Consider the following 24651-nt stretch of genomic DNA (forward strand, 5'->3'; position numbering starts at 1 on the left):
TATATCGCCATGATAGTCGCCCGACCGAGTTTCTTTAGACTGTGGAACTGTCCATTTTGGACAACACTGGGGTCGTTTACCTACGCTGCTCATGTCCTCCATATAAAGAAAAAGCCCCAAAACGGGGCTAGTTATTAGTGATTTCTTTGTTGAGCTTTAGTTATTACAACAATCATTCCAGCGCCATATCGTGTAAATAGGATCTTGACCTATTGCTGGAATTGTTTTCCCTATCCCCCACGTTAACGTTGACTCTCCGATAACATGTGAAGAATTTGTTTCTGCGACTGGATGCAATAAGGTAAATTTGTATTGTGTTTTGGGTAATGTTGGGCTTATGACACCATTACACATTGCATCAGAACCCATCGTCTTCCATGACAAACCTCGACGATGCAAAGCTGTTAGAACACGGGTTGCAAGTAGACTACTGTCTTTGATCACCCCTTTTCCACCATTTTGGTTTCCACTTAAAGGGTAAATTGACCCCCAACTACCTGCACACCAAAACAACTGCTTGAGAGGCTTACCAATACTCGCAGCCGCAGCGTCAGCTGTACATGCTGCCGCTGCTATAGGATTAGCGACAGCAGCAGCTTCGGGATTAGTAAAAAATGCAAGTTCATCAGAGTTCCAAGTAGGGTCTAACTCGGACAGGTACATAATATCTAAATCAGAGTAACCATCAGCATTGCAGGTCTTCTTCACGAACAGTTCCAACATTGTCATAAGAGGAAAGGCGTAAAAGTGATAATGCATAAATGAGCCATCACCACCGTCCATCGTTCCTTCTCCATGATGACCTTGGAACGTTCTGTCAAAGGGGAATCTAGTTCCATTAAGCACAGAAGAGCACCCTGGAACTCGTTGAAATTCAACCAAACGAGCAGGTTCCCACATTGACGTAGTTACACCTGGTCGTGGTATCCCATTGTTATCTTGGCAAGCACACAAAGGGCTCCCAACTGCATCAGACGGATAAGAACCACCACCTCCGCTCATTGTTGCCCCTGCCACTCGAATCGGAAATATGCATGACCAACAGATATCAGTAAAAAGTTTAGGGCCAATGACTTCTGCATTCTGGCATCCTGGATCAGCTTTAGCAGTCCCCGCCAAGGCAAATAGGGCCACTAATAAAATTGAATTCAATATTTTATTCACGACATAACTCCAACTCTAACTGGCTCAGATACTTGTGCTTGTTTTATTAATGAGTTCACTTCAAGGTCGAACGTGACGGGTTTGCCATGCAAAAAACCTTGCTGCCACTCTAATCCAAGAAGTTTTGCCACTTCTGATTGAGCTACACTTTCAACTCGTTCTGCAATCGGTGTTATGTTGTTAAGACGACAATACTGAACCGCCGCGTTACCTGCCAAACCCTTCAATTGTCCTATTTCAACTTTGCAAAATTGCCAAGAGTAAGATGTTAGGCGACTAACTGATGAGTGATCTTCTCCAAAGTCATCCATAGCTAAAGCAACATTGAACTGACTAAGTAAGGACCATGCGTTATCCAACTGTTCTGGTGTTACCTTTTCCGTGATTTCTATAACTACTTGGAATGGGGCTTTATCTGTAAGCTCTTTCAACAATTTGAACCACTTCATTCGCATGTCTGAAAAGCTCAATGTCTGTGGCGATACGTTAATAAAAATACTGGGGTAAAGCCTTTCGATAACAGGGACAAGGGGAATCAGAGATTTCATTATCTCTAAATCCACCATACCCCAATTAATCGGTGTTTTGTGGTCTGCTGGACCATAGACTTGACCTTGATGGTGCCATCTAGAAAGTACTTCTGCTCCAACAGTATTGCTACCATTTGAGGTAATCGTCTGAAATGCAGGGATCAGGTTCATTCCACAGCCTCCTTAACATCAAATTCCCTTACCAAAAAGTTATTCCCTTGAGCTGTAATTACTGTTGGCGTGTACTCGACTTGGAAGCGATTAACTACATCCGGCGTAAGCAGATAAACAGGAGCGTCAACTGTGTCCGTAACATGTTTATATGAATCCCAACCACTATCGCGCTCAAACTGAGTAGCAATATATGTGACTCTTTGAACCCCACGTTCTTGCTGCACTTTAGGGACAAGTTCAGTCAACAGTTCCATTTGCTTTTTATCTAAAGGGTCGAAAATGATAACGGCCTGAGTAAACTGACGAGTTCCCGGCTTACACTCTTCGCCGTGAGCGCAAAGTGGATTTATAACCTCACCTTTACGAGCAAACACAACTCCCTCAGCGGTACTTATGTCCTTCGATAGGTATATGCTTGGGTCAAGCAATCGCTCTCTATATCGTGGTGCCCGTGGTCTTTCGTTGAACTGCTGGTTATGCCAAAACCGCTTTACTGCCTGATCTTTCTTTTCTTCCCAGTCAATACCCGCTAGTTGAGCTTTAGCTCTCTCGATAAAGTCTTGCTCCGCAATTTCAACTGCTGGACCTCGAACTCCGAAGTCGCCAGACTCACCAGCATCCACCTCTTTTCTTATCCACTCCAGCGTCGATAAACCTGTAACTTTTGCGAGTTCTTTGGGATCGTGTCCAGGCTTAGTTTCTTCTTCAAGCACGACTATTGTTGGTACTGACGTGACATTATGTTTTTGGAACAAAACAGAGTTGATAACGACATTAGGCACTGGGTCCATTTGCTCTGCTAATTTTTGAACAGCTTTGATGCCATCACCAATGCTCATACCATCCGGAATTCCACGGAAAACCACTACCACATCATCTTCACCTGATGCCGTATCAAGGACGTCTTTCAGCCCTTCTTTTCCCAATGAGTAAGATGCAAAAATAAGAGTGGAGTGCCCTGTGTAGACACTTTTTTCGGCCTGTCTTTCTGCCATTGCTTTCAGCGTGGGGTCAGATTCTTGTAATTGCTGAAAAAACTGACGTGCTTCTACCTGAGATTGATCTAGATTTTTATTCTTCGCCCAATCAGGAAGCTCTTCCATTTGGCGAGCCTTCTCTGCCAACTCTCTTCCTTGCTCGATGATAGCCATATCCTCGCTAGTTAGAGGACTGTTACTAGCAAAAACAGAACTTGAAATGAGGGCCGCAACTAATACAGACAATTTAGAAAAGCGGATATGCGCGGCCAATGATTTGCTCATCTTTTACAGCTCCCCAATAGCGTGAATCAAAACTCGATATACTTTCCCCGAGAAACCAATAATGTTTCTCTGGAAGAACACCTTTCCCAAAGAAATGACTAGCAGGAACATTCAACTTATTAGCCAGTTGTAACCCTACTTGTTTAACCTCTCCGTTCACTACAACTTCCCAGTTTTTATTGACTTCAACAGTATCGCCTGGCATCCCGGAAAGGACTTTTAACATCCTTGTTCCATCATCATAAAGTGGCTCCATACCCTTTGCTGAAAAGGCGTAAATAGCATCTCTATGGAGTTCTTTATCTTTTAGGTCGATAAGGTAGACAGAATGATTAGGTAAACATCGCTCTAATTGAGGGTCATAACCGATTCGGTAACGTCCCGCAAAGGACGTCCCAGCAACCCAAAGAAGAGCAAGTACAATTGCAGCCTTTAAAGCAAATCGCTTCCAAGATTCTTTTCTAACAATGAGCTTCATTCCAGTATTACCTCCGAAGGTAAATAAATATCCTCAGGGGCACCTAAAGTAGCGGCACCATCAATAATCAAGTACCCCGCTTCTTTGAGTTTGAAGATTGCGTTGTTTGTTTTAAGCATCAATTGTTCGATCTCAGCCTCATCAGCTCCGGATGGGTATGAGCTCGCAATTTTCGTGAAATCCACAACAACTACTGGAGGCGTTAACGCTAATCGGTCATGAAGTGCTGCGGTTTCTTTGACCATGAAGTAATAAGAACCACCAAATCCACCAGCTGCACCTAACAACGCCGCAATTAAAATTGATTTAAAGTTCATCATCCTTTCCTTTTTAGTTATGCGGCCATGCCACGTTGATGCATTACTTGACGTATTGCGTCAGTGATATTTAAGCCCTGATCTACATACTTATTGATATCTCGGATGTCATCCGGGTCTGTTGAATAAAGTAGTTTTTGGAAATCACCTACAACCAAACGGCCAACACCAATGCCAGCTTTTGATTTAATGAAGATTTCTGAATAAGCACCTAGAATGGTGTGAACAGTTTTTAGGGTATGGAAACCACCTTCGGAAAGAGACAGACGGCCACTTCGTTTTACGGATTCTACTGACTCTTCTGTCTGACCAAGTAGGTACATGGAAGCTGAGTTCTCAGCAATAGCGCGACCCACAGGGTTTTCATACAGGTCGTTGATCGACTGAGTACAAATACCAATACTTCCACCGTACTTCCTTGCCTTACGGTATTGGTGTTCCATAAATGTACTAACTTCACCCTCTTTAAGCAGATCCCATGCTTCATCAATGATGACGACTTTTTTACGGTTACGTTCACCGAGGAACATTTCCTGCTGAATCTGGTAAATCATTTGCAGCAAAACAACCTGACGTAAATGCTTGCGGCCTTGTAGCTCATCAAGCTCCAGGACTGTAAAACGGTTTTGGAAGTTAACGTTATTCGAACCAGAGAAGTAGCTACCGTAACTACCCTTTGATGTGAATGCATATAGCTGTTGACCGATGTCTTTAATTCGTTGCTCATCAGACTCACAACACTTATCAGCGATGTGGTCTACAGTCATATCACGGCCAATAACTTCCCAGAGCTCGTTCATAATTTGCTTTAAACCTGCGAGTTGGTATTCATCCAACAAGCCTTTCTCGGATGCCATAGCTTTGACGATAGAGACAACACCATCCTCTTCTTCTTTCCAGTTCGTGATCAGTTCAAATGGGTTCAAACAAATGTTGGAGCCTTCGGCGAAATGCACAAAGTCCCCTTTCAGCAGTTCACACAGGTCTTTGTATGACTTACCTGCGTCTATAACCCAAACTTGAGCCCCCTCAGACAAGTAACTGAATATCAATTCGTTGGTAAGGAAACTTTTACCCGATCCAGATTCCGCTGCGACCACTAAGTTTTTGTTCGTGTCGCTATCATGCAAAGACAAGCTCATTAGCTGTCCGTTACGAGAAATCAATGCAGAGTGGAAAGTGCCAGTCCCTTTCCACTCGCCAAATACCGGTAATAGAACTGATGCCTGTTCAGTGGTCATGGTTTTATAACGAAACAGATCTTTTACGGCTTTTCGGTCGGTACAGAATGGCAAGCAATTGATAAACATTGGTAACGAGATAAATTTGTCTTCCATCATCTCGAAGCGGTTCTCGCGCCAGATGTTACGCGCCGCTGTTGCTGCTGCTTGAGCGCGTTCAGCTGTAGGAGCAAAAAGCACCAATGAGTAACTTACACGGACAGGTTTTGAGCCTTCTTTTAATGACTCATACAAAACATCAAAGTCATGCTTTTTGTCAGCAAGTACTGGAACAAATTTCAGCATAGGCCCGTATGCTTGGTTTACTGTAAACTGACGTTTTCTTTCAAGTGCATTCTTGGTGTTTTCAACCTCTGGGAAAAACAGGTTTGTCACGACCATGTAGTTTTCACGAATAGCTGAGTTGCCCCCACTGAGATCCCCAACAAAGGTGATTGCATCACCGAAATAGAAAGAGTCGGGCATTTTCTTCGCAGACATAACCTTAACGTGATAATCGCCTAAACGTAGACCGCTCTTATCAACTTCCAAATCTGTGCCGTAATCAAAAATTTGCTCACAAATGGGCTTGTCTGTTTCCCAATCGCAACCATCTGTTCGCCATGATGCCTCAGGCCCCCAATTGAGCATGGTATTCATTGTTCTGATGTAACCGACAGCAGTTAAGGGGACAGGGTGAACACCAATCGTTCTTAGTGAAGACTCAACTTTAGTCCGTAGGTTTGCCAGAGAGTCTAGTTCTTCCTGAGACGGTTCATTGGCATGTTTGATGGGCACTTTTACGGTGACGAACAGTTTTAGGTCGTGGATTAGACCAAGATCAAATGTTCCTTTCTTACATTTGGCAACCATTCTCTCGGTCGTATGTTTTTGAAGAAACTCCATTCGCTGCTCGATTGAAGAGGTCAACAGATCATCTCTGTAACCATCACGTAACCCCATCATTCGATACATTTCATGGTTTAAGTCAGGAGATCGAAACAAGATAAACTGCATGGTGGTTTTGGCCGGGTACTCCTGGTTCATAAAACCATTAACACGCTCTTGAATCTTTTCGTCAGCCCCGCATAGAGGATGGCAGTAGAAACCAAAGCCAATGCTTTTATCATCCATCAAGAAGGTGTAATCATCTTCTGAGTACGCAAGCACGGGGACAATCCCAGCAGCTCTTAAATGCTCTGGGATAAGCTTTTCTTGGAGCTTTTTTCTTATCGTAATAATGTTCATTTATCGCTCTCCAGCCATGTTTTCAGGTCCATATTCTGTGGTCGGCCAGCGTTGACTCGCCCATCAGGTGCAATCAAATAAGGAACACCTCGAATATTTAGTAACTGTGCGGTAAGCAGAGTGAGATCATGACGTTTACTGCTGCATGATGTTGGGTAGGAACCAAGCTTTCTTTGGCTAAGCGCTTCAAACGCTTTATCTTGGTCAGTTATGCAAGACAGAGCGCGAGCTAAACGGTTTGACTTATCACCAAGAATAGGTATCACGACAAACTTAAACGTGTATTCATCTTTAAGAGCTTTCGCCTCTTCCATTAGCTGGTGGCAGGCACCACACTGAGGGTCAACAAAGACCACTACTTCTTTTGGGCCAGTCCCAAGCTTTGCCACATTCATCGCATCTATATCGACATTCATGTCACGTAGCCTAAATCGGTCAGCGACATCGCGCATTTCTGTCAACGTACTGAGAGGCTTCTTTTGCCAGAGATCGTAGATTTGTCCTGAAATAACAAAGCGTCCATTCTCTGACAAAAACACGATTTGACCGTCACTTTCTACTGCATTGATGCCATAAATTGGCAACTCAACCATTCCAGTAATCTTTGCCTCTGCTTTCTGCACATCAGCAGCAGTAAAATCTTTCGCTGTTGCTACAGTACTAAGCAGCATGAGCACTGGTGCTATTGCTTGTTTCAACATACCTATCCTTTAACCGTCAGTTACTTTTTCATCAGTTGGCAGTTTATTCGGGATATGGATACAAGCCTGCATCTGTAGTTGCCCTGTTTGGTCAATTAGAGCGGAGAGACAAAAAAGCCCGGCGAGTGCCGGGCTTGGTTTAGATAGTCATACTTTTATTGAAGGGTCACAGGATCACTGCGACCACCAGCATCATCTATACCAGTCAAAGTAACTTCTGGCATTGCATCATAGCTGCGTTTGCTGATCGTCAATCTTCGTGATGAAGAGGCAACAGGTTCACCATTAAGCGTCCATTCAAATCCTTTTACACGACCATCGACATCATCACATGAGGCATACACAAGCCATGCGAATGTACTTTCTCTGTGGTCGATAGAACAAACCGGAGCTTGGTTTTCGATAACTTTTATCTTCAACTCTTTCTCCACTTCTTTGCCCATTTCAGACTTAATACGGAAGTTAATTGTGTGTTCTCCCGCGTCAAGCGTCATTCTTCCATAACGACCAGTGTCTTCAAGAGACTTCCCATTAACGGTGTACTGCATCACATTAATTCGGTCTCTTGGGTGTCCACCTTCAATATATGGACGAACCAAAACATCCAGAGGTTCACGATCTAGCTTATTTGAACCTGAGTATTCTAGTTCTACCTTATAGTTTTCAGCTTGACCTACCGTTATCGCTAACTGAGCTTCTGCTTCGTTACCACGAGCATCGCGCACAATGACCTTCACAAGGTGCTCGCCCGGCTCTGTGATTTCAAAAGAGCGAGACGTGTCTCGTTGATCTTTAAGCTTTGCACCTTCCGGTAAGATCCATTCGTAGGTAGGCTCTTCAAGCTTGCCTCGGAATCCAACAGGACGAACAGAAGCGCTAACAATAGCTGGTGCTACATCTGCATTTGCTCTGTAGCTGAGTGCAAACTCAGGCCAGACATATTGCCATACGCGAGCTTTGTATACCGTTTCCGATGTAGAAGACTCCTTGTAACCGTCGATCCATGCTGTGTATTTGATTTCAACACGAGCTTGATCCAAGTCTGCTTGATTTGGAACGTACTCAGCAGTGTTGCCTTCAATAATGGTTCCATCAGGAAGCGTGAAGAAACCCTTAACTTCGGCATCCAAATCTCGATAAGGCAGTCGAGTATCTGCGGTTAGTTTGTAAGTAAAGTCTTTCTCTACTAAACGAGGTCCATCAATACGAATACGCGGAGCTTTAACAGCTTTAAACTCTACGGTTTTCTTGGCCTGGCTATACGCATACGCATCATCTTCTGGAGCCATCGTCGAACGTACACGAGCAATTAGCTTAACTCGTTGTGGTTCTTCTCTGGTTAGCGTGATACGTGGAGCCGCAGTAGTGTAAGTCTTACCACCATCTTCTGACCACTCAATCACAGCTTTACTTGCATCAAATGCGTTCTCGCCATCCATAATGGTCGCTGAGTATTCAGAAGAACTACCCACCAAGAGCGTATCAGGACCAGGAACATCAACTTCAAGCGCTTCATACGAAACAATTTCTACATTTTCAGTGTACTTTTCTAAGCCCGAGTTTACGTTTACAACTTTAGCTCGAACTAGATATTTACCAACACCGAAACTCTCTACGAAACTGTACTTTCTACGCTCTTCTGTAGCATGTTCATTCCATGTCTGACCATCGTCATTACTCACTTCCCAGAAGACATCTCCAACTGAACGATAATCAAGCCGATCGACAATACCTAACTTAAAAGCGGCATTGAAAGGAGCTGCACCTGATAAACGACGAGTTGTAACCTCACCATCAATTTTGTTACCACGAAGAACCGTAGCAAAAATTGGGCTTGGAGATGCCTCGATACGTTCATATCCTTCAACTGGGCTAACAAGCTTCGCTTCTGCGGTAAATCGAATGTAGCTAGAGTCTACTTTCGACATTTCAACTGCTATTTCAGCTGAACCGTTTTCTGCATCCACCCATTCTGACATTGGTTCAATCTCTCCTGGAGAGATCTGACGAGACAGACGAACCTTCCACTGCCCCATAGTTGCTTCATCATATTCGTCGTTCCCACGGTACAAATCGCGTATATCGACTTTTACGTTCAGCGTTTGGATATCGAGAACAGTATTACCATCCATTGACAGCATTGGACGAATACCTTTGCTTGGCATTGCAATCAGTCGATATTCTTTAGTGCTCTTAATTTCAGGTACTTTTTCATATGAAGAGTCAACTTGGTAAGTTACTTCTTCCCACAGTTTGCGGTCATCTGTTCGAATACGACGATTCACCTTCATCGCTGTACCCATACCGGATGAATGCACTTCTGACTCAAGTGTTTCATTGTTCCTAGATATAGAAACCCTCAAGTCTGATGGCTTCGCATTCACTTGGACATCACCGAAATAATCACCAGTCATAGGAACGATGTAGATGTTGTCCTTGAAGTGATAATCGGTCATCAGATCAACTTGAGGAACCGCTGGGTCAACAACCTCGATGTTAAAGGTCTCATCCGCTAACGCTACACGAGCTCCACTACGAGAGAAAATGCTAACGCGCCAACTTAAAGGAACCGTTGCTTTTTCTGCCAATGAACCAATTAGTGTTGGTGTGTCGTATCGAGTATCTTGTAGCAGCCCTTCTGGAACTTCTTTCCACTCAAATAAGCAGCTTCTGTGCGCCGCTTCGGATACACGTCCACTCTCATCTTGCTTGGCTTTTTCAGCATCCATCGTCAGGATACAGCTTGGACCTGAGGTTTGTCGTAACTGAACATTTAAGTTCTGGATAACACGGTCTACTTGAGCAATATCTGACTCTGGTAAGTAAGTTACTGAACCCAAAGCAGAGACCACATTTAGCTTTCTGTTACCGCCGCCGATTTTTACCTTATCTTCGCCGTTAAACAGATATACACCATAAGTGACATCCTGTTCACCGATCTGCAATGCTTGACCAGATATACCAGCAACTCGATTACTGTTTACCACTTCGGCTTCATCTGGAATCTGCTCCCACTCAACAAAACATACAGGGTCTTTGATAGGATCTGATGATTGAGCTTCTTGCAGGTTCGTCGAATAGCGACATGGTACACCTGAGTCGGCAGAGACTTGGACATTGAAGTTGTCGATGACTTGTCGAACTTCCCAGGTATTGGCCGTTAAGCTTTCACTCGCTTTCCATGTTTTGATATTGGCTACCAAAACTGGTGAGTTAGGCGCTGTAGTCATAACCAAAAGGCTTGCTGTGCCAGCATCTGCACCATCAACAGCTCGAACTGGAATACTTAATCGTCCTCCAGTAGAAGCAAAGCTATGATTTTTCATAATGTCAGCAGTTTGGCCTGGTTCAACTCGAATACCGTTTACCACCAAAGGAATTTGAGCATCACTTCGCAATGTCACCATTACGTCGTATGAGCCAGTTACGACCGAACCATCACTTAACGTTAGAGGTTCAGTTTCGATGATGTTCTTACCGTCTGCATAGGTAAACTCATACGGAACTGCCGGAATAGCCATATTGCCGTTAAATCCGCCTGAAAGCGTAATTTCACGAGGTTTATAGTTAAACACTACGGCTTTTGTCGCTTCGTTACTCTGGTTATCTACAGCCTTTACGGTAAGAGTATAACTCTCACCTTCTGCCAGCGAAGGGAACATCACAGGGTATTCCAAACGGAATCGACCATTTGACTCTTCACGCCATGACAATTGAACAGATTCATCCGCCGGACCGCCGACTAAAGCAATCGACGTTACCTTCGGTGTACTGTCTAAGTTATCAGAAAGATTGATAACAACGTCATCCAAAGACTGGACATCATCAGTAACATTGACAGATAACGTTGGTGGCGTGTTATCGACTAAGATTTGCTCACCATAACTTTGCGTAGCACTGTTCCCATAGGTATCTATCGCTTCGGCAGACAGGGAATAGTTACCATCGGTCAGACTAGCAAAATCAAACGTCGCAATTTTAGTTTTATAGTCAGGTGAAGTGTACGATGAACGCGGCAGCTCGATCCGTTCTTCACCATTATCAGCATATGCTTTAAACACATTAGTGTCCCAATGACTTATCTGCCAGTTATTGACTCTATCATTATCAATAACCCGTACTGTCATTTGGCCTAATGTTTTATCAACAGAGACATTATCTATTGTTGGTGGATTCATATCCCAAAATGTGTACAGATACCCACCATGCACTGAAAATGATCCATCTTCTTTTGCTACATAATACTGAATTGGGCTGTATCCTCGCCCTGATGTCCTACTTACATTGACCTCAGCCTCACAAAACGTTTCATTTGCAGGGATCACACAAGCTCCAAAACCACTAAGCCAAGCTTTCTGGTTATATGGCCTTGCTTCTGAATGTATACGGACCTTATCCACCACGTAAGGGTGAGAGTAGCGTGGTCTTTCACTTGAGACCCACCCACCATCACTTAGATGATATTCAAGCTTTATTGGTTTAGGACCAAGAGAAGCCCCACCAGCTAGATTAAAATTAAAATCTGCGTAACGATGTGTTGAGTAACCACCAGCTTGGGTGAAGAAATGGAAATATGAGTATTTTTGAGGGTAGTTTAAACTTACATTTCGGTAAATAAATTCATTATCTTCCGAATCATAGGTTGTATCTCCCCATCCATATTTTGTTCCATTAAATGCAGTATGTTCCTGCTTTCTTCGTTTGTAACGAATTTGAACAGGGTTTTCATAAACATTCATACCCGATGTGTAGGGTTTCCAAATGCCTTCGGAACTATCGAATACTTCCGTCCAGACCTGGGGAACAACCTTATCAATCGTTGAAACTCTACTGATTTCTGTCTGGTTTCCTGCTTCGTCACTGATTGAAAAACCAAGAGTATACTCTGCTTGATTTTCAGGAGCCATCGAGCTACTGACTGCACTGCCGACAGGTAAAGATGCCACTCCCTGAACTGTATCCAAGGATGCGTTCGTTTCTCGTTTTTGCCCAGAAGAGTCGATGGTAAAGAATTTTGCTGACGATATACCGCTATCATCATCAATCCCTTCCAATCTCAACTCTTTACCCGCATAACCGTGGTTAAAGACATCAATACTACCCATACTAAAACCACTTCTGACCCACTGAATCTCCCCAGAAATAACAGGAGGTGTGATATCTACAATAATTGGGTATGTATCTGTTTGAACAGAATCTCCAACAGACGTAAGAATTTCTGCCTTAAATGAGTACTCGCCCTCCCCCGGAGCGGCTAGTTCTAACTCCGCACCATAATAGGACTTTCCATTAACTGTAATACGGTCTGCGCCTCCAAGCAGGTGACTCGTAGCCGAATTCACCACTGAACCGTCTGGCCTTACGATAGAGATTTTAACCTTACGGTCGATCCCTGCACTCAACGCGAACTTTATGTTCCCTGTTGGGTTGGCGTAAACGGTGCTTGGAGATAATGTGCGTTCTGCACCATCAGGTGTATTAAAGCTGTATTCTAACAATTCCGCTTGAGCTAATGGTGCAGCAATTGCGGCCATCGCACCAAGCAAGACTGGTAGCCTTAGCTTGAACTTATTCATAATGTTTTCTCCAATAGCTATTGAATAGGGTTACAAGAACCCAATACAGGAGGTTACTGGAGTAATCGGCTATACACAGACTGTGTAACTGCCCAATTTGAGCGTTTTTAAAGCGTTTTTCTGGGAGGGAAATCACTTGGCATTTTCTGACGACTGAAACCAAAAATGCCAAGTATAAAAGGAGGGGTTAAAGTGAGTATTGAGACCTTATAGCCCTAAGCCGTTACTGAACTGAATAGCTGCTGGAGCAATTTTTTCAGCTGACTCTAATGTAGCTGTCATAATCGCTTCTACAACCGTAGGGCTGTTGTATAGACCAACACCACCGCCGATACCCATTGCGAATGCCATGATACTTTGACGAGCGATACCACCAACGATACCTACCAAAATCATTGAACCAGCAATGATGCGACCCAGTGTACCTTGAGTCCAGTCGGTGATGGTGGTCCAAATGTCATCGAACTCTGTACCACCAGTACCAGCGTGAGCTTGGTTCGCAAACATAAGTCCAACGATCATTACTAAACCGACGTAGAAAAGAAGATTGGCTTTATTGTTAGCCTTATTTGTGATTTCCATGATTTTTTTCCTGATTTTCAATCTTAAAAAAGGCAGTTGAGATATTCAACTGCCCGTTATATCAAGTACTTACAAAGTACTGTTACGTATGAAATCACATACCTAATCCGTTGCTTAGTTGAATTGCAACTGGGGCAACTTTGTCAGCAGTTTCAAGAGTTGCTGTCATGATAGATTCAACAACGGTAGGGCTGTTGTACAAGCCGACACCGCCGCCGATACCCATCGCAAATGCCATCAAGCTTTGACGAGCGATGCCACCAACGATGCCTACCAAGATCATTGCACCTGCGATGATTCGGCCAAGCGTACCTTGAGTCCAGTCAGTAATGGTGGTCCAGATATCATCAAATTCTGTACCGCCTGTACCAGCGTGGGCTTGATTGGCAAACATAAAACTGATCACCAGAGCCAACGCCACCCAGAACAAAAGGTTGACTTTATTGTTTGATGTGGATGTGACGTTCATTTTGCTAAGTTCTCCTATTTAGTTTCTGAATTAGCTTTGGGTTTTATCGTTTGCAAGGGTTTGAGCATAGGTACATCTTGTTGAGTCCCTTCCCCAATTACCCACTTGCGCGGTTCTATTTCGGTGTAAACGTACCCAGTCACAATCAAGTCACCATTGGTATCCTCCCAAGGGGCTACCCATATGCGCATGACCTGTGCTGGAGTACGAATAGGCACCGGACGATTCGGGAGGCGCGGTGTGACGTAATTGTCTATCACTGAATCTCCCGTCGATGATGAGTTGGCTATCTCTCCTGGAACAGAAACAGGCTCTTCTCCAGGCTTTACTGAGCGTGGGATATTGCCATCGTTTGTCGCCGCATAGACATCTCGCGCTGACATACACTGAACACCATCAGGAATACCTGAACAGCTATACTCATCACTGCCGATTGAGGTACAGCCTGATAGCAATAAAGCGCTGCCCAAAATCATCGACACTGTAGATTTTATGGGCTTAACCATTGGAAAGCCCCCTGTGAAACTGCCCTTTCTGGTCAGCTTTTGTGTTTTTTTCGTCATTATTTTGTCCCCTGCGATTTAAGTTTTAGTTGCTGCCCCTTGGTGATAATTACGTCAATTTGACGACCTGCATCGACCTCTATTACAGGGAACATTCCCTCAGCCATATCAAGATAAAACTGAGCAACCTTCTCCATCGCACTTGATGCGCCTTTTGATATACCACTCTGCATAGTGTTTTCATTGAACACGTGTTGATATACAGGTGTGTCTGTTGGATTAGTGTTGATAACTGGAACTGGGTTTGTATCAAGCGCTTGAGCAAAGCCACTCAAGAAACCAGCCGTCAAAGATTTGGCTATCATTGCACCTTGTTTAGATACTAAGCGGCCACGTACACCAGCTTTACCATCTTCACCCACTGCATATCCGTCCAAGCGAGACTCAATTACGCCGCCGTCTTCACGAACACAGGAAATAACCTCGCCTCGTAGATATGCCCTTTCTGAGCTCAGATCGCCGTAACCGGATACAATCAAGAAACACTCACGAACATCGGCTCTGAATCGGTTAGGTAAAATAGCTTCCTTCTGGAGTCGAATTGTTGCTGGGAAAGGGTCTTTTCTTGCTCCCTTTGCGGTAGGAGCATCCATACCAGTGATCGTTACACCAGTAAGAATTGAACCCGCAGGTAAGTAGATAGAGTTGTCTTGGTCCTCCTGCTCTTCCGCCGCTTTCTCTTCTGCTTCGTTGTATTCTGTGTAGTTAACAATTCGAATGCCCGGTTGAGCGGTAGGTTTACCTGATCTATCCGATTCCTTACCCGTTGGTTTGCTGTGAGAGTTAGCTGGTAGTGGAGCTTTCTTAAAGAACTCATTAGGGTCCTTGTAATCAAGCTTTTCGGTAGAGGTGTATCCACCAGCTTGTTGAGCGCCCTGTTCCTCTGTCAAACCAGTTTCAGCGCCACCAGCTGTAGGCTTCCCTGAACGTTTTTCAGCGTCTTTCTGAGCTTTTTCTAAATCTCGCGCTAAGTTTCTATTTTCTTGAGAAAGCTCCTTAACATCGCGTTTCAGCTGTTCGAGTTCCTTACCTATATCAACTGATGCACCAGCCTTCGACTTAGTGTTCTCCAGTTCACGTTTTACTTTGTCCAGTTCACGTCGCAGTTGTTCTTGTTCAGCTTTCGTTGTTTTAAGATTGCCAACCAATGCATCCATACCCGCTTCACGAGTGCCCTTGTCAGTTAATACGTGACGGATGGTTTCTTTACGACTTTTATTGCTGGAGTCACTTGTACCTTCATCAGAAAAAAGACTCACAGCCACAAACAGAACGAAAACACCACCTGCAACAGCAACCCAACGCTTTTTGTTTGGATCGAGCTCGTTCCACCAATTCATATTAATCATCGTTTACATTCCTCCGCTCAACAGTGAAGGACGACGAGTAGCCGATTCGGTTTTCTCGCGCTGTTTTACTGCCACGTACACTTCGGTTTTCTGACCTGGCTCAAGAACCTTATGCGGCCATGAAGTCACACCAGCAACACTCCAGTTTCCGCAAGATTGCTCTTTGAACTCAATAGGTTCACTTGTGACGTTTCGAGCAATACCTACAAATACAGTCAAATGATGCCCCATCATCATTTGTCCATTTGCAAAATTGACTGAAATACCAGGCTGCGCACACTGAGGTAATTGAACATTGCTTGGAGTTCGATTCATGGAGTAGCCATTAGGGATTTCACCAAGAGCCAGTTTTCTGAATACTGTTCGAAGTGTTTCGATATATGGCTGACTTTGCTCCCAGCTTTTAGCTTTGTTGTTTGCAAACATGCCAGGTATTAAGCTGTTATTGTCGAGCTTCAAAAACACTTCACGAGGTGGGATTCTTTGAGGAACCATTGTTAAACTCAGCGCACGAGCTTCTGAGCCCTTTTCTGTAATGAACATGGTTACTGGGTATTCTTTTGCCGTAGCCACATAGATAACATTCTCTTTGATGCATATTTCCCCACATTCACCTTTATTTTGCCCCGGCTGTAAGGATGTTGACGTCACTTCCGGCTTACCAAATGGAGTAACGATTCGGTTGGGATGACCGATAGCAATAGGGATGATCTGATTAACCCCAGGCTCCATAACCAGTTGTGAGTTTTCAGTGTAACCACCAGCCAAATTCGAGCTATTGGCCTGAGTAGTTGTAGCTCTTTGTTTTGCTACTGAATCAGGGATTACGGGGGCTGGAACGTTGTTCTTCATAACACTGACAGGAACAACTGGTATTTCATCATCTGATGCATTCACTGCACTTGAAACACCAAGCGCAATTGAAAGCGCCAAAACAATCGAATTAACCTTCATTACGCTTTCTCCGGCTCTCTTCTTTACGTTCTAATTTGTCTAAAACACTCTTCGTTCGAGGGCGACCTTCATACGTGGTCATATAATCAAGGACAGGCATATAGTTCGAAACGCGGAGCTCAAACTCGTATGTTCTGTCTGTACGTTGCTCTTTTGCGTCAAAAGCAGCCCCCTTAACAAAGGAGTGCCCATACACAAAAACCTTGTCAGTCGTTTCTTCGTATTCGACGAAACGAGGTTCGAATCGCATAGTGATTCGGTCTGCTTGAATCTCTTGCGCTTGGATTTCAAGTGCATCAATAAACTCTTGATAAATAGTCGGTGCTAGAATTGGCTCCATACGTTCTTTGATGAAGTTAACGTTGCCGGGAGTTACGTTACCCATCAGCGTTCCAAGAGCCCATCCCCACGCCTCTTTGTATGATTGAGAGGCATTTTTTTGTGATACCCAAGCTTCTTCATTCAAAGTCCAAGGCTGAACGGTCACAATGGTCTCTTTGCTAAACAACTTCACAGCTAGCAGCAAGACGGTGAAGATCAGACCGAGGACGAAGACTCGCCCCCATTTATTTTCAGCCTGAGTGCCCTCCCAGGTTTTTAAATACACCTTTAAATTCAAGGGAAATACCTCCGGATAAATGGGTTTTTCAAAGATTTTGCTTTTGTTGCGATGAATCCCCCCCAATACAGCATGTGAAGCATGTAGCCATCAGGGTGGTTATCACGAAATCGACGATATAAATTGGTCACGGCCAAGCCGATTAAGAAAAAAATCAAGGCTTTGCCCATCATCACTCCGATGACAAGGCCAAGAAGCATAGGAGCCAGCTCATCTGCACTCCAGAGCAGCATGTGCGGCGGTTCGTCTATACGACGTGGGATTTTGACGGGCTTCATTCCATATCTCTTCCAATTTCCAATGTCGCCAATTCTGGAAGATTTTTTCAACAAACACGCCACGGGCTAACGCCCTTTTTGGGCAACTTGGGCGAAAAGTGGTCTTATAAAGAGAGAAACGGCATAAAGCCGTTTTTAGAGCGGGTAATGTGAAAGGTTAAAACAAGCGAACAAGATCGCCATACTGAATACCAAAAAAGAAACCTACGGCAAAGATTAACTGCCAAAGGATAATTTGCCCTACGCCCCATGATGCTCCAGAGCGTTCAGAGCTATTTGCTGTATGTGTATGAGAAGACATATAACCTCCAACTGATTGCTATTTAATTTTTCTTTATTCTCACCTGATCTCGTGCTCATTTCACAGCGCTGTATTTGTCCATTTGGGAAGCATTAAGACTTTCACATGTGAAAGTGAGTGACACAAAAAAGCGGCCAACAAATGGCCGCCTTTGCAATGTAATGTGACTTATCCGTTTTGCGCTTGCTTCTTCTGCTCTTGATATGCTGCTTTCATCGCGCTTTGGGTCTTTTCTACCCACTTCATTCCATCGTTACAGTCCACGTTGTCAGCGGCAGACTGAAAGCTAAGAGGTTTTCCATCTGGGTTCATGTTCCCCATAGCCAGAAGAAATGCATAGAGAGGATGTGTTTTCGTTACATTCTGAATATTTTCTATGGTTATCGGTTGATCGCACTTCTCTTCTAGTGTCTGAACCATAAACTCCGAAACTTCGGCGCAACTTTCACACATCAGTTCGAAGGTCTCAAAGAAAGTTTCCACTTCCTCCGTATAGGGTTTATCTGTCTTCGCCACTGCTGGACCTGCAAGCATGAATGCGGCAATGATTGTTAGAGCAGTCTTTTTCATATTGAATATCCTTTGGTTAAACTCGTTTTTGTAAATTGCCGAATGCAAGTCCCAACAACACACAACAGAGCATCATCACAGCGGGGATTACAATTGGATTTAGAGCTATGGGAGCAAAAAAGGTAATAAACAGCCCCATGCTTAGGAAGAACGTTCCTCGAATGCTATATCGGTGGACAACAGGGCTCGCATAGTCAAAGTTGGTTCGTTTGATCTTCCAACTCATCAAACCGTCATAAACCGCCGGGATGAACAAGATGAGCAGATACGGTGCCCAGGAGGACAAAAGTGCTAACCGCGTGTAGAACTGGTAAATTACATTGGTAAAGGCTTCAATTCGCCCCTCCACCCAAACGAACCATGCTTGGCCCATATTCTCCATTCCTTTCGACTTTCTACGTTCCTCTTCTGTTGGAATTAACGTGTGATACATAGCAGCATAAAAGCCAGAATCAAGCACACTAGTTTTGTACCAGTCCCCAGCTGTATCACTAATCCACTGTCTAGCTTCATAGCCTAAGTTCTGCTCCACCAGCTCTGATTCACGCTGAATTGTTTTATCTGTCCAATCACCAGGTACTAGCAAAAGAATCACCAAGACTTCAATGACTAGCAACCAAGCGACCAGCCACAACGGCTTCTTCATAATTGGTTCTCCTTAATACTGTTTTTACACTTTCGCTAGCGACTAACTGATACAAAGCCTTGCGAAGTTTGCATTCATTCTGATGTTGATGTGGAACAATGAATAATTCACCTTTATGGTCTGCAAGCCAGTGAGAAAAAGGCTCACCTTTCTCCACAGACCACTTGTTACCTAGTGAATCTTCAATCTCAATTTCTAGCGCTTTAGCTGTTTCAGTGATGATGGTTTCCAAGAAAACCCCTAGTCTTACCGGGTCCTCGTACTTACGTTTGTTCGCATGGAACACTACACCGCTATATTTATCTAATGCCTCTTCCAAAATCGGATAAATCACTGGCTCCTTATCCGATTTGATCCCATCAGTGATGAAACAACATAGTTGCTCAATCACATCATTGGTTGCAGGCCAATCAAAAAACAGCAGTGCCAGTGTGTGTGCATTTTTTCGATCACGCTTTCGGATCACGCTTAGTACTTTCTTGTGCGGATTCACATCAACCACTCTAGTAACCTCATAATTTTTATACTTATTCGCACTCATATTTCGCCATTAAGATGTCAAGATAGGTAGCCGTCCCTTGACTATCTTCCCCCCAGAGATTTTGGCTATGTACTCAAGGTTGGGCAGCATCCCCAGGAGTTGCGTAGAGAACAATTCAGCTTCTTCTTCCATAAGCCGTTCCCCTTGGTTGCCCCCATGCATAATCGGCTGCTCACCGTCCGTATTTTGGCCCTGCGTTCTCATGACGTAGTTCAAACGTGTTTTCGGTAAGTTGTCTGTAATGAACTTTTGTGTTTCAGGATCAATTACACGCAATGAGAATGTGTTGTTAATGTTTCCCAGAACCTGTAGTGCTTTATCTTTACTCCCCATCCGAGCGGCAAAGTCAGCGAATGTTTGTGTTGCAACAAATAGTCGAAGTTTCGCGCCACGACCTTTGTTGAGAAGCTGAATGAATGGGTCATTGATCACCTCTGCGGCTTCGTCCACAAAGATATTGACGGGCTTATTGTTGACACCAAAGTTGTATCTATCACCAGCAACAGCTGTTAAGTCAGATAAGAAAAGAGAGCCGATTGCAGAACCAACCATACTGTCGGTCAAACTATCCAGACCAATGTATGCAACCATGCCATTGTTTATTATTTTGGCTGAGTCACTTATTGGCCTGGAATCATCGACATCGCTTGAATCGGGAGACAGCATCTTTCCTAAATCACCCGAGGTAAGCATGTTCATGATAGGAAGCAGTGAAGCAACCATTTTCCCGAAGTGTGCCGAGTCATGTTGGAACATCGACAATAAGCCTTCCAAATCTGAGTGAGGGAACTCTGGTTGAATAACATCTTGGTAGAACTTCATCATGGCAAAGGCTTGCTTTTCTCTATTGCCATTTTTCACTTTTTCCAAATATGGTGCTGCTTTTGATTCCCAGTCTTCCATAACTCGTGCTGAATAAGCCTGTACGGCTTTGATAACCAGACCTGCGGCACCACCTTCCAAAAATCGTTTCAACAGAACAATGCTAGGACGTTCATAAGTCAGTACAAGACCTTGAGCGATATTGTTCAGTGCTTGCCAACCAAATGATTTGAATGGATCTGCACCTGCCTCCGAAGGTATCAACGCGGCCAAACGGCTCGCAATCTCCGTCACACGGCTAAAGTTACGTAAAGGGTCCAATCGCACGGATTCATCTGGGAACGCAGGGTGAAAGGAAACAAATCGCTCTGGATGGCCCATAGCTTCGCAAGCTCTCCTTGCATTGTCCCTCATTTCTTTATCACCCTTAGGGTCGATAATGATCACTGCTTCATTGCGCAAGATAGCTTGCGTGATCATAATGTCGAACATACGAGTCTTGCCTGAACCTGTTGTACCTACAATAAGCGTGTGGCCTTCTGTATGCTTCAACGGTTGCATCAACTTCTCTTCTTTTGGTTCAACACCGTGAATCCATGTTTGCCCCATTGGATCTTCTTTCTTTTTGCCTTTAAGGACGCGAACCGTCTTCTTGATTAAAGGCTCTTGAGCAGTAAAGGTGTGCCAGTCACGTTTGATGATTTCAAATACACGCTGAGCATGACGCTTTTCCCATACAAAACCATGACCAAGCCACATATCATCTTCTGAGCCAGCCATCATTTTTTCTAGCTCTTTTAAAGAGATAAATTCCAGTTCACGACCAAATAGATGCTTCTGGAGACGATGTAACATCATGGCTTTTGGGATTCGGGACATTGCCATAACACCACAAATACCAGTCATCCAATAAAACGGTTCCGGAGGCATTGACTCTGCCATTTGATTAACCGTCAAGGCCACACCGCTGGCAGCTGCCCACCCTAGCGCTGCACGACCTTCAAAATTTGGCCTCCACGGCATTTCATACCCAAGTGGGTCATAATCCATGCTCATCTATCTTTACTCCACCTCTAACCTTAAATTCCCCTGGCGAATAGTCATTCTTGGGCGTCGTTGCCCACTAGCGAGTAATGCTCTCAGCATAGATTTGCTAAGATTCGTACACTCACCAGTTACTTTCTCCAGAGCCTTATCGCTTGTTACCAAACACCCATCCTCCTTAATGACCGGACCGACTAACCATCGTCCTTTTTGGTTTTTTATCATTTCTTTCAGAAGCCTAATGGCCTCCTCTGCATCAATGTCAGACTGAGGAGGTAAAAAGTCCTCATCACTAATTTCTTTCGCCTTCTGAGGCTTTTTAGGTTCCTCGTCTTCTAGATCTATTTGCCCGACCACTTTTGTCATTGGCAGTTCTAAATCAGAATCGAAATCCAGACTCACTGGCCGCGTTTCTTTTGGTGGTTTATTTACCGTTGTCTTTGGTTTTTGGCGCTTAGGTAAACGTGACACATTTTGCTTTTCCTCATTAGAAGCACTGTTTTCACTCTCATTTTTGTGCTGTTCGGTTTGAGTTTTAGCTGCTGTGCCCTTCTTACCTTGTGCCGTTTGTTGTGCGATTCTTTTATTCTCAGATGAGCGGCCACCTGTTTGCTCTCCGGGCAGTAATGCTGAAATATCCATTGCAGGTTTAGGCTTTTTCGGCGTAGATTGGTTGGTTTTCTGGCTCTTAACTTTCTTTTCTGAGTGTGCCTTTTCAGCTTTCTTGCCAGATTGGCGTTTATCATTTAGCGCACTAACTTCACGAATTGGGTCAAAGTCTTTCTCAGCTTGTTCTATCGCAGCTTTGATAACATCTGAGATATCAGAAGAAAGTAACAACCCTTTAATGCCACTAAAATCATGAACCTTCCGGTTTGGATGAACTGGGTCAGGCACGATAGCGCCAGCGTCAAATAACGTGTTCAAGACTTCGGCTGGAGCCCCAAGCGCTCGGGCACCTTCTGGATAAAGGATCACTGCTTTTTTCTTCATAAAGCAAAGCACTTCACCTAATGTTTTGTGTCCATCCAGCACAGGAATAATGGCTTCTTTTAAAATACTTTCTGCCGCGCCGTATCCACTTAGAACATTCTCCAAATGACCACGCACATCAACATCACTCGATTTATCCTGCTGGCTGAAAGAATATGTCTCTGCATCTTGGAAATGTTCTGTTGGAACAAACTCTTCACGCTCTTCCATCTCATGGGAGTAGTCATAGGCATCCAAAGGGACAGCATCTATTGGTGCAAACATATCCTCTGGCGGCATTGGTGGGGCATCAAATATTGCGCTCGGTTCAGGGCCAAAAAACTCATTCGGTGACAAGGATGCTGCCGTGTTTGCGGATGCTTTAGGCTGACGCTTCTTGCCCGAGCGAATGTTGTCTATGCCGGGTAAAGATGTGTCTTCTTCGCTTTGTTCTGTTGGAACATTTGGCGTTTCAGCTTTGTCTTTTTGTGTTGTATCAGGCTCGGTATTGAGCCCAAATGCATCGAATGGAAAATCGCAAACTCCTAATGCCCCACCAGCATCTTTCAGCCCTTTCAATGGATCGTCTAATGCTAATGGTGCTGCGGTTTGAGCGATTTCTTGTGCTGATGGTTCTTTTGGGGCATCAGCTTTATCGTCATTCTTGCTTGTTTTGGTATCGGTGGAAGTGCCACCTTTCGGTTCCGATGATTGAGAGTCCGTTGAGGGCGGTGCTGCCATAAAATCTGGAATTTCGAATCCATCATCAAGAGAACCAATAGGCTCTGGTGTAGCGGTGAGCGAATCAGAGTTCTCATCTCCATCTTCCGGTGCATCGTCATCAAGCTCACTGGCATCAAGTTCCTGTTCGTCCTCATCGCCAATAACTTCACCCGCGATGGCCGCAGGCGGTTCAGTGGTAAAAACCAACTCCGACGATTCAAGACGCAGCATCTGCATTTTGATTTTCCCTGTGACTTCTTCCCCTTCTTGAGGTAATTCAGGGATAACTTCCCAATAACGATAGAAAACATCTTTGCCATGCTCTGGTAATACGTTTTTCAGAGCAAAACCACGCTCAATTAAAATATCAGCCAAGGTATCTGGATCACGAGGAATGCCAGGAATTTTATCTTCCGTTAACAAGTCATAAATATCACTGGCTCCCTGCTTCCATGTAATGAACACACCCTGATGTAAATGCCACACCTTCGCGCCAGGCTCATTGACTTTCCATTTGCCCGTTTTAACCAATCGACGTAAAGCATCAAATACATAACGCTCAACAGGAACACCGTAAGCAAACTCATCGACATCTAGGCGATTCTGTTTGAGGTCACGAGAAACACTTTCACCATCAGCTTTAAGCATTAACTTTGTTACCGGGTCATTGATTCTAAGACCTGATATTGCCTGTAGCATGGATTCAACAATGTCTTTACCGGGATCAGCTAGAAACTCCAAAGCCTCTGGAGTCAAAATTCGTTCGACGGTCAGCAGCGAAAATTGCTCGTGCCGTTTGTGTTCTCTATCTCTCCAACGAAGAAAATAACGACTCACATTATGGCGCTTAGCCCAGTCAACCAGAGTTTCTGAATATGGGTTCCACGTTTTACTACCATCGCTGTTTGTGATCACAACATCAGACAATGGCTTACCAACGTCATGCAATAACCCTGAGAAACAACATGCCAAACGCCATCGCGGCTCATTGTTTCTTCGTTCACGAGGGGAGCCTGAAATTGAGAAAATAACTGACTCAGATGCCTGTGTCGCCCAAAAGGCAACCTCCAGCCCATGACGAAACAATCCACCAGCTCCCCGATGATGATGAGCTTCGGATGCTGGTAATAAATGAACAAACGCCGCGTAACGGCCAATTACAGGCATGACTAAACGGTCGTACTCTTCTTGAGTAAAACCTAAAGTGCTCCTGATTTTTTGAATAAGTTCGTTCTGTGTCTGCAACACTTTATCGACTGGGGCCATTGGTAGCCCTTTGGCAAACGGCGGGTATCGAGGTATCTCTTCGTCAGCTAAATCCCTAACCTGGGAAGCTACTACCTCTACTTTTTTCTCACCGCGCCCACCAAATAATTTTTTAAAGGCACTACTTATCATCTGGTTCTTATTTACCTGCGCTTTTTCCGTGCGTATATGCTCGCAGACCCTTTTGTCTTCTCATATCTCCCCTCCTGTCCATTTTGGGCAGTTTGAGGCGTCAGAGATGATTGAGTGACCAGATAAAATACACAGCATCATTATTTGGTA

The 24651-nt window shown here is 44.3% G+C and carries 21 protein-coding genes; all 21 read right to left on the reverse strand.

What is annotated here, in order from left to right; all coding sequences use genetic code 11:
- Positions 1 to 156: 156 nt before the first annotated feature.
- The 21 genes from R7070_RS13660 to mobH all read right to left on the reverse strand — a co-directional run bounded on the left by R7070_RS13660 (position 157) and on the right by mobH (position 24501).
- The gene (locus R7070_RS13660) at positions 157 to 1164 is read right to left on the reverse strand and encodes a TraU family protein (protein ID WP_014386722.1); all 1008 of its coding nucleotides are present in this window, start codon (positions 1162 to 1164) and stop codon (positions 157 to 159) included.
- Positions 1161 to 1865 carry an EAL domain-containing protein gene (locus tag R7070_RS13665; RefSeq protein WP_014386721.1) on the reverse strand — a complete coding sequence of 235 codons (705 nt, stop codon included), beginning with the start codon at positions 1863 to 1865 and terminating at the stop codon, positions 1161 to 1163. Before R7070_RS13665 ends, R7070_RS13660 begins: the two co-directional genes overlap by 4 nt.
- Positions 1862 to 3130, reverse strand: coding sequence for a TrbC family F-type conjugative pilus assembly protein (locus tag R7070_RS13670; protein ID WP_014386720.1), 1269 nt, complete (start codon positions 3128 to 3130; stop codon positions 1862 to 1864). The genes R7070_RS13665 and R7070_RS13670 overlap by 4 nt, the downstream gene beginning before the upstream one ends.
- Positions 3093 to 3608, reverse strand: a complete 516-nt coding sequence (locus R7070_RS13675) for a S26 family signal peptidase (RefSeq protein WP_069541826.1) — start codon at positions 3606 to 3608, stop codon at positions 3093 to 3095. Before R7070_RS13675 ends, R7070_RS13670 begins: the two co-directional genes overlap by 38 nt.
- The gene (locus R7070_RS13680; RefSeq protein WP_014386718.1) at positions 3605 to 3928 is read right to left on the reverse strand and encodes a hypothetical protein; all 324 of its coding nucleotides are present in this window, start codon (positions 3926 to 3928) and stop codon (positions 3605 to 3607) included. The genes R7070_RS13675 and R7070_RS13680 overlap by 4 nt, the downstream gene beginning before the upstream one ends.
- A gap of 14 nt (positions 3929 to 3942) precedes the next feature.
- The gene (gene traC, locus R7070_RS13685; protein ID WP_014386717.1) at positions 3943 to 6393 is read right to left on the reverse strand and encodes a type IV secretion system protein TraC; all 2451 of its coding nucleotides are present in this window, start codon (positions 6391 to 6393) and stop codon (positions 3943 to 3945) included.
- Positions 6390 to 7094, reverse strand: coding sequence for a DsbC family protein (locus R7070_RS13690; protein WP_014386716.1), 705 nt, complete (start codon positions 7092 to 7094; stop codon positions 6390 to 6392). The genes traC and R7070_RS13690 overlap by 4 nt, the downstream gene beginning before the upstream one ends.
- Before the next feature lie 155 nt (positions 7095 to 7249).
- Positions 7250 to 12670: an Ig-like domain-containing protein gene (locus R7070_RS13695; protein WP_101905925.1), complete on the reverse strand. Its 5421-nt coding sequence runs from the start codon at positions 12668 to 12670 to the stop codon at positions 7250 to 7252.
- 207 nt (positions 12671 to 12877) lie between these two features.
- Positions 12878 to 13252, reverse strand: a complete 375-nt coding sequence (traA, locus tag R7070_RS13700) for a TraA family conjugative transfer protein (protein WP_109320306.1) — start codon at positions 13250 to 13252, stop codon at positions 12878 to 12880.
- Between the two features lie 94 nt (positions 13253 to 13346).
- A complete protein-coding gene (gene traA, locus R7070_RS13705) occupies positions 13347 to 13721 on the reverse strand; it encodes a TrbC/VirB2 family protein (protein WP_014386714.1) in 375 nt (124 codons plus the stop codon).
- A 14-nt stretch (positions 13722 to 13735) separates the two neighbouring features.
- The gene (traV, locus tag R7070_RS13710) at positions 13736 to 14284 is read right to left on the reverse strand and encodes a type IV conjugative transfer system lipoprotein TraV (RefSeq protein WP_014386713.1); all 549 of its coding nucleotides are present in this window, start codon (positions 14282 to 14284) and stop codon (positions 13736 to 13738) included.
- A complete protein-coding gene (locus tag R7070_RS13715; protein ID WP_014386712.1) occupies positions 14284 to 15633 on the reverse strand; it encodes a TraB/VirB10 family protein in 1350 nt (449 codons plus the stop codon). The genes traV and R7070_RS13715 overlap by 1 nt, the downstream gene beginning before the upstream one ends.
- A 3-nt stretch (positions 15634 to 15636) precedes the next feature.
- Entirely contained in the window at positions 15637 to 16587 is a 951-nt protein-coding gene (locus R7070_RS13720) for a type-F conjugative transfer system secretin TraK (RefSeq protein ID WP_014386711.1), read from the reverse strand.
- A complete protein-coding gene (locus tag R7070_RS13725; protein WP_014386710.1) occupies positions 16577 to 17206 on the reverse strand; it encodes a TraE/TraK family type IV conjugative transfer system protein in 630 nt (209 codons plus the stop codon). The genes R7070_RS13720 and R7070_RS13725 overlap by 11 nt, the downstream gene beginning before the upstream one ends.
- On the reverse strand, positions 17203 to 17484 hold the full coding sequence (gene traL, locus R7070_RS13730) for a type IV conjugative transfer system protein TraL (protein WP_014386709.1): 282 nt from the start codon (positions 17482 to 17484) through the stop codon (positions 17203 to 17205). The genes R7070_RS13725 and traL overlap by 4 nt, the downstream gene beginning before the upstream one ends.
- 157 nt (positions 17485 to 17641) lie before the next feature.
- A complete protein-coding gene (locus R7070_RS13735) occupies positions 17642 to 17785 on the reverse strand; it encodes a hypothetical protein (RefSeq protein ID WP_153274586.1) in 144 nt (47 codons plus the stop codon).
- Between the two features lie 168 nt (positions 17786 to 17953).
- Complete coding sequence (locus R7070_RS13740) at positions 17954 to 18355, reverse strand: hypothetical protein (RefSeq protein ID WP_014386708.1); 402 nt, start codon at positions 18353 to 18355, stop codon at positions 17954 to 17956.
- A gap of 16 nt (positions 18356 to 18371) precedes the next feature.
- Complete coding sequence (locus tag R7070_RS13745; protein WP_014386707.1) at positions 18372 to 19001, reverse strand: DUF4400 domain-containing protein; 630 nt, start codon at positions 18999 to 19001, stop codon at positions 18372 to 18374.
- The gene (locus tag R7070_RS13750) at positions 18958 to 19503 is read right to left on the reverse strand and encodes a hypothetical protein (RefSeq protein WP_226977599.1); all 546 of its coding nucleotides are present in this window, start codon (positions 19501 to 19503) and stop codon (positions 18958 to 18960) included. The genes R7070_RS13745 and R7070_RS13750 overlap by 44 nt, the downstream gene beginning before the upstream one ends.
- 48 nt (positions 19504 to 19551) lie before the next feature.
- A complete protein-coding gene (traD, locus tag R7070_RS13755) occupies positions 19552 to 21420 on the reverse strand; it encodes a conjugative transfer system coupling protein TraD (RefSeq protein ID WP_084735634.1) in 1869 nt (622 codons plus the stop codon).
- 6 nt (positions 21421 to 21426) lie between these two features.
- Complete coding sequence (mobH, locus tag R7070_RS13760) at positions 21427 to 24501, reverse strand: MobH family relaxase (protein WP_014386704.1); 3075 nt, start codon at positions 24499 to 24501, stop codon at positions 21427 to 21429.
- Between the last annotated feature and the right edge of the window lie 150 nt (positions 24502 to 24651).

It is taken from the genome of Vibrio sp. 1557, assembly GCF_033340175.1.
Classification (GTDB): Bacteria; Pseudomonadota; Gammaproteobacteria; order Enterobacterales; family Vibrionaceae; genus Vibrio; species Vibrio alginolyticus.